This is a genomic window from Streptococcus sp. HMSC078H12, assembly GCF_001814615.1.
Taxonomy (GTDB): Bacteria; Bacillota; Bacilli; order Lactobacillales; family Streptococcaceae; genus Streptococcus; species Streptococcus salivarius_F.
The window spans coordinates 228,677-235,662 of record NZ_KV817339.1; the positions used below are offsets into that span (position 1 = coordinate 228,677).

Annotated in this window: 4 protein-coding genes; 2 read left to right on the forward strand and 2 right to left on the reverse strand. The window is 40.6% G+C overall.

The window, feature by feature from the left end:
* Positions 1-415: 415 nt before the first annotated feature.
* On the reverse strand, positions 416-4,765 hold the full coding sequence (locus HMPREF2979_RS07630; RefSeq protein ID WP_070655984.1) for a glycoside hydrolase family 70 protein: 4,350 nt from the start codon (positions 4,763-4,765) through the stop codon (positions 416-418).
* A 632-nt stretch (positions 4,766-5,397) separates the two neighbouring features.
* Here HMPREF2979_RS07630 and HMPREF2979_RS07635 point away from each other — a divergent pair.
* Positions 5,398-5,841 carry a hypothetical protein gene (locus tag HMPREF2979_RS07635; RefSeq protein ID WP_064524578.1) on the forward strand — a complete coding sequence of 148 codons (444 nt, stop codon included), beginning with the start codon at positions 5,398-5,400 and terminating at the stop codon, positions 5,839-5,841.
* Between the two features lie 203 nt (positions 5,842-6,044).
* Here the strand turns inward: HMPREF2979_RS07635 and HMPREF2979_RS10475 are convergent, their stop codons facing one another.
* Entirely contained in the window at positions 6,045-6,263 is a 219-nt protein-coding gene (locus tag HMPREF2979_RS10475) for an LPXTG cell wall anchor domain-containing protein (RefSeq protein WP_261787307.1), read from the reverse strand.
* Positions 6,264-6,279: 16 nt separating this feature from the next.
* Between HMPREF2979_RS10475 and HMPREF2979_RS10480 the strand changes: the two genes are divergently transcribed.
* A partial coding sequence (locus HMPREF2979_RS10480; RefSeq protein ID WP_261787308.1) for a hypothetical protein occupies positions 6,280-6,986 on the forward strand: 707 nt, incomplete at its 3' end.

The window sequence follows — 6,986 nt, forward strand, 5'->3', positions numbered from 1 at the left end:
TTACAACTACTTCTCATCTTTCAAAAGCTAAAACCTTACCTTAGTTGTAAGGGAACAACCTAAGAGAATGACACAGACAAGGTCCGTGCCTAGTCCTCGACTATGAAATGCCAATAGATAACTAGCATTACCTTTAGTATAGAGTGACTTTTACACTTCGTCAATAGATTGAAAGCATTTAATGAAAATCCCTAAATTCAAAGCTTTCTCGTATTAAATTATGTATTAATAATAGTTACTTGGATTAGGCTATTTTGATGTCATCCTGGGCACCAAATAGTCAGAGGTATTTTCACAACTAACTCAAGGAACGGGTTAAATTGACTATTCACAGTCCACATCTAGGTCTTTACGGAAACCCAGTTACGCCATAAAAACCGAGACCCTTGTCTCGGTTCATACAGTTTGGAAACGATTAGATTTGACCTCGGCCTTCACCGTCAAAGTAAACCCACCATCCTGGACTTACTTCAACCCAACGGTTAACAGCCATTTCACCTGAATTTGGATCAAAGTAACGAACAACACCGTTCACGCGAACCAGATGACCTTTGATTTGTTTACCATTTTTATCAAAGAGGAGATTTTGACCATTGATATTAACCATGCCTTTGACAGCATTACCATTACCATCGAAGTAATACCAGCTACCATCAATTTCGTGGAATTGATTGCGGTAGAGCTCACCTGAGTTTACATCATAGTAACGAAGGTTACCATCTACGTTTGCCAAAGCACCTTTGACCTGACGGCCATTTTTATCAAAGTAGAGGTTTTGACCATTGATGTTTTGTGAACCTTTTACGGCTGCTCCGTCATTATTGAAATAAGCCCAAACACCCGGTTCAATTTCAGCAAAACGGTTGCGAGCCATTTCGCCTGAGTTAGCATCATAGTAACGGATAATGCCGTTCTCATTAACGGTACGACCTTTAACTTGGACACCATTGTTGTCGAAGAAGAGTTCTTGACCATTAATGTTTTGGTGACCTGTTACACGTTTACCATTACCATCATAGTAAGCCCAAACGTTATTACCAATTTGAACGAATTGGTTACGTCCTGATGCATTATTATTGTTATCTGGTTTTGGATCTTGTTTGCCGTTTGCATTCAAGACTCCGTTTTGGTCATAGTAGAAGACTTGACCTCTGCGGTTTTGACGATAACCATCACGCAACTGCACACCATTAGCAAGGAAGAAGTATTGTTTACCATCGATAGTCTTTTCACCGATTGCCATGCGACCTGAGTTATCAAAGTAGTAAACATTTCCGTCGTTATCTTTGATGAAGGCATTCTTAGCACGTTTGCCATCGTTATAACGATAGTAAACACTGCCCCAGCTCTTCTCGAACTTACCACTACCATCACCGTTTTGGTTGTCGTTGTTAGTTGATTGGTTGCTTCCGACTACTTTTGGAAGGCTAACTTTACCACCATTTGTACCATAGTAACCACTTAGACCATTCTTAAGCACGTACTCTGAACCACGGTCAAGAATGTTAGTACCATTCATGTACTTCGCAGACCACTGTGTAATCTTCTCGTCAGTAGTCATACGTTTACCAGTAGAGATTTGAACACGGTCAAAGATTTGTGGGTAAAGACGTTTCAATTCATCAAGGAAGGCACCACCATATTTACCTTGGTAGTCGTTACCAAAAGTACGTGTCTTAGCAGCATAGAGACTATGATTGATGATCGCGCCGTCTTTAGTTTCACCATAGTTATTAACACGAGTTGCAGTGACCACTTCATCACCCGGAAGGTTGTAGATTTGGTCTGGAACCCAGTCAGCAATCGCTGAGATACCTACCGCGTGGAGCGATTTAAGAGCTACTTTCAAGTCAGCCAATGAACCATACTTGTTGTCCTTACTCATGGCAATGTCATAACGGTCTGTGAAAGCATAACCATTTTGGATGACTGAGTCAAGGAAAGTACCATCATCACTTGAAACGTATTGTGGTGCAAGTTCGAATGATGTAATACCCCATGATTTGAAGAGACTAGCATTTTCAGCAATCTTCTTATTAGTGTATTGTGATGGATTTTGAACGAAGTCTTGGAAGTTAGAGAAACCTTCGTAGATAACTTGTGAATCAAGGGCAGCATTTGATTCGTAGACCAAACCACTGCTGTTTTTCTCTTTACTTGGTGCTACACGCACATCTTGAGTTTCAGAAGCACCTACTGGTACCCAAACCGCAAGGTAACCATCAACTTGAGGATTACGGATACCACGGATTTCGTTTGCATTGAATGTCAAATTACCGTTACCATCAGTGTATTTGACAATGCCGTTAGCATCGCTATCATTCAAGTAAGTAGCCACACCATCGTTTGTTGTCAAAAGCAATGGACGATAAGCTTGGTTACGGTGAGCCGCACCCATGTTAATTGTCAAGTTGCTTGTCAAACGAAGGGCTGGTTGGTTTGAAACGATAACTGCCATACCTTGGTTGCGTGTTTCTGCTGTACCAGTATCAGAAGCACTGTTAGCCCCTGTACCATAACGTACAGATGTCAAGACACCTGCAGCATCCCAACCATTAGTATTACCATAACCGATGTAGTTAACCTTCATATCTTGACCGCCAGCTGCATAGCGGATACGGCCTTTCAAGAGGGTTTCAATAGCATCATAATATGGTGATTTTTGGGCCATATATTGACCATCATCTGTGTACATGTCTCCATAGTAAACACGTGGCACAGTGTCCTTATGCGTAAGCATCAAGGCATATGCTGATGGAATATTATATTGTGTGTATTGCTTGTTAGCACTACGCATGTCTCTGTTGTAGATTTCAAAGGCTTTCTTCATTTCATCAAGCGTGAAGGTATTCCCTGTTGATTGAGGGTTGATTTCATTTTTGATGATTTGACCAATGATTGATTGTACCTCTGAATCGTGAGCACGAACAAAGGCGTAGTTAGCCATGCGTTTAGAGTTTTTACCACTTTCAGAACGGTCATTAATACTATTTGAAATGAGTGGTTCAACTCCTGAGCGGTTACCAATTGGACGCAAGAGTGAATATACCAATGCTAAGTGCATAGGGTCATCCATTGGCAATTGGGCACCTTTAGTGTCTTCATTGTAGTATGGGTCATTGTGAGACCATGCTTCCAAGATAGACATGTGTTTAATGGCTTGATCTTGACTTTGATCAGAACCATATTTAGCTTTGAAATAATCTGAAGCAATTTGGAGAAGGTCGGCATTGACATTATCCACGGCATCGACACGAACACCATCGAAGTTTTCATCTTCAGAACCACCAGTAATAGTACCGATGTTCATGATGTAGTGGAGCCAGTTCAACTGCTCAGCTTGAACCGCTGGATTTGAGTTGTCAATATCATTTGCCAACAAGAACTCGAAACCACCGTTACTTGTATCCTTAGTATACTTAGGATTGTGTTTACCTGTTTGGCTAGTTGGCGTGCGGTTCAAGAGACGATAGTCAGAGTTAGCATGACTTGTACGACTATCGTTGTTATAGAGAAGGGCACCACCTTGCAAGTGATCGCTGTTATCAAGATTTTCAGAAGTTGAATTCCAACCTGGTTGGGTCTTCACGAAATTTTTGATAGTTGTACGCAACCAGTCAGTGTTGCCTTCACGCGCAATACGTTCTTCAATACGTTTTTGAACTTCAAGCGCTGCTTGGTCCATTTGGGTTTGTGAGCTGAATGACGTATAGGTCTGATTGGTACCGAGACCTTGCTCCTTCATGTAGTTGAGGTAGCTCGCTTGGATAGCCTTGCTTGGCCACCAAACTGTAAGCAATGGACGTTTGTCAGTTTCAGTTGAAGCAGTCCACTCTTTACCATCTTTCAAGATTTCTTTTGGACGGTACCATGTGTTGGCAGTGAAGTAACCATCAACAAGTTCGATATCTTTATCAGTTGTACCATAAAAGGCATTTTTATCACCATTTACAGTAACGTTTGTGTTTGTACTATCAGCTGATGAACCTGTTCCACCGTTCTTGTCGAAACGGTATTCTTTTTGGTTAGACAATTCACCAGTTTCAGCGTTGAAGTATTGGCTTCCGCCGTTACGTTCAAGGACATAATTCTTACGAATAGTGCCGTCATCTTCAACGTAGTATTGTTTTCCATCAATTGTTTTGATGTGGCTTGGACCATCAGTTACGACATTGTTAGTTGCTGGAAGGTCGTTGTTTACTACTGTGACAGTATTGTTGGCATTATTTGTATTGCCGTTAACTGGGGTAGCACGACGGCCTCCGGTAGGACCACGTCGAGCACCAGTCGCACGACGTTCACGTGTCGCTGCGCGATCAGTAACTGTTGTTGTGTCAGTTGTAGTATTGTTATTTGTTGTATCAACAGCTGTATCATTGGTTGCTGTTGTATCTGTTGTAGTTGCCGCACGATCAGTACCGACTGGCGCTGCCGTATCAACAGCATTCGCTGCAACTGTATTTGTTGTATCAGTTGTCAAATCGAAAGTTGCTGTTGGAGCTGCTTGGTCAGTTGCGACATCGTTTGTCGCTGCAACTGCTGTAGTTGGATCCTGAGCAGCCGTTGTATCGTTAGATACAGTACCCGTATCAACAGTAATATCGGGGATGGCTACAGTAGCATCCGTGTGTTCGTCGGCCTGAACGACACCGTCGTTGGTCCCTAAAGAAACCGCTGAGACTACACCGAGCGACATCCCTGTAACTGCGATGGTTACCCATTGTTTCTTAACTTTGTGCATTTTATAATGTACTTTTTTGTCCATAATAAAAAGACTCCTTTTTCCCATTTATAGCTTCATTCTAAATCATTGAAAGCTTTTTTTCAATAAGATTCGATAAATTTTCATAATTTTTAGAAAAGTCCTTTTGTTGTTTTAATGACATTAGCTTTAAATGAGTGTTTAGAAATATAAAAATGGTCTTTTTAGTTCATTGAGAAACAGAAAACTGACACTCTATGGCTATTTAGAATGATTATTGATAAGGTACTTCTTTTAATGGGATTACAAGGAAATCTAATGAAAATTCACAAAATCCTTAAGGCACTTCTCTCAAAGCGACAAAAAATAGCATCCTTACCAAACCATTAGGTCTGTTAAAATAGGGGGCTTTTTTAGACTATTTTCTCATACAAAATCTAAATTCTAACTATCTAAGCCATTCATTACTTACCGAGGTGTCCGAGGGGCAAGTTTGGTTACTCTAGTGCTAATTAAAAATACTCTTTTCCATCAAAAACGAAGGGAACAAAAACTAGATTATTATAGAGCGACAAATCATCATAAAAAAATAGTTCAAAAGCCTATCTCCCCTGCTAAAAACAAGGAAAAAGGAGTATAATAAAGGTGAAAAGAGTTAAGCTATTTAGACACCAATAGAGGGGAAGGTGAGAAAGATGTCAGTACAACATACAAACTTCAACACAAGCCAAGATAAGGATAAGACTGGTCAAGAGTTCAATAATCAAGAGCTCATTAAGAATAATTCTCCAGACAACAGGCTTGCTTCTATTCTCCTTGCAGTCGCCTTTTATTTAGCTATCGTTTATCTTGCCTTATTTTTGCTCTTAGGCCTGTCAAATCCTTGGGGAATGGTTATAATAATTTTCCTAGCACCTAGTTTGATTAGTTTTATCATTGCAACTATTTTTACAGGTATTGGGCGTAAAAAAGCTAATAAAAACTTCTTATACACAAGCATCGTTTTTTATATAGCTTCTATCGTTTTGGCCTATGACCCCGACTGGGGAGTTTTTCGAGTTATACCGATTCTGTTAACTATTCTAGTAACAGTGGGAACTGTGATGTATAAACAAGATAATGAGCAAGACAACAAATAAGAGACCATGTTCAAGTGGTCTCTTATTTTTATGTAGTCATTAGTATTTCAAAAAGTCAGTTCCATTTTGAAACTTCCACAACATCTCTAAATCAAAAAACACCTCTTAGCTAGAATGGTTATCTAACATGAAGGTGTTTTTTATTGTGCTTATCTAAGCATTGCAAAGACTATTATAATCCTAAAATACGAATAATCTTCGTCCTATTCTTCATTTTTCTTACGTTTAGCAAGAAATCCAAGACCAGTTGCAGTTGCCAAGGCACCCAAGGCCATACCTAATGATGAGTTTTCCTCACCAGTCTTCGGAAGTGCTTGGCTACCACGTTTGTGCTTAGGATCTCTCACTTCAGAAGTTGATTCTGAAGTAGACACTGAAGCACTTGTTGATGCAAAGGCTGAAAGACTTGCTGAGGTACTCAATGAAGTTGAGGTGCTAGTGCTTTCAGAAATACTCAAGAATACTGATGTAGAGGCTGACTCGGATACTGAAGCGAAAGTACTTGCTGAAGCTGACTCAGATGCAGATGCACTTGCACTTTGCGATTCGCTCAACGATACAGACTCACTTGTAGAAATCGAAGCACTTACTGAGAGTGACTCACTCAGTGATACTGAGGTTGAAACAGATTGTGATTCAGACACTGATGCACTCGCTGAAACTGATTCTGAGTTCGATACTGATTGCAACTCTGAAATTGAGACATTTACTGAAGTCGATACTGAGGCAGAGACTGATGCGGATGCGCTCGCTGAAGCTGACTCTGAGGCACTTGTTGATGCTAAAAGACTTGCTGAGGTACTCAATGATGTTGAAAAACTTGTTGAAGCACTTGTGATTTCAGAGGCACTCAAGGATACTGAAACGCTTGATGAAGCAGTTTCTGAGGCAGATGCACTTGCACTTTGCGATTCGCTCAACAATACGGACTCACTTGTTGAAATCGAAGCACTTACTGAGGCTGACACAGACTGTGATTCTGAGACTGACTCACTTACTGAAGTTGATTCTGAGTTTGAAACGGATTCTGAGGCTGACACAGACGCACTCGCTGAAACAGACTCTGAGTTCGCTACTGATTGCGACTCTGAAATTGAGGTACTTTCAGAAGTTGATTCTGAGGCAGAGACTGAAGCGGATGCAGA

Excerpts from the sequence above, each read along its gene's own strand:
- HMPREF2979_RS07635 (WP_064524578.1), top strand. The coding sequence starts at position 5,398 with ATGTCAGTACAACATACAAACTTCAACACAAGCCAAGATAAGGATAAG.
- HMPREF2979_RS07630 (WP_070655984.1), bottom strand. The coding sequence starts at position 4,765 with ATGGACAAAAAAGTACATTATAAAATGCACAAAGTTAAGAAACAATGG.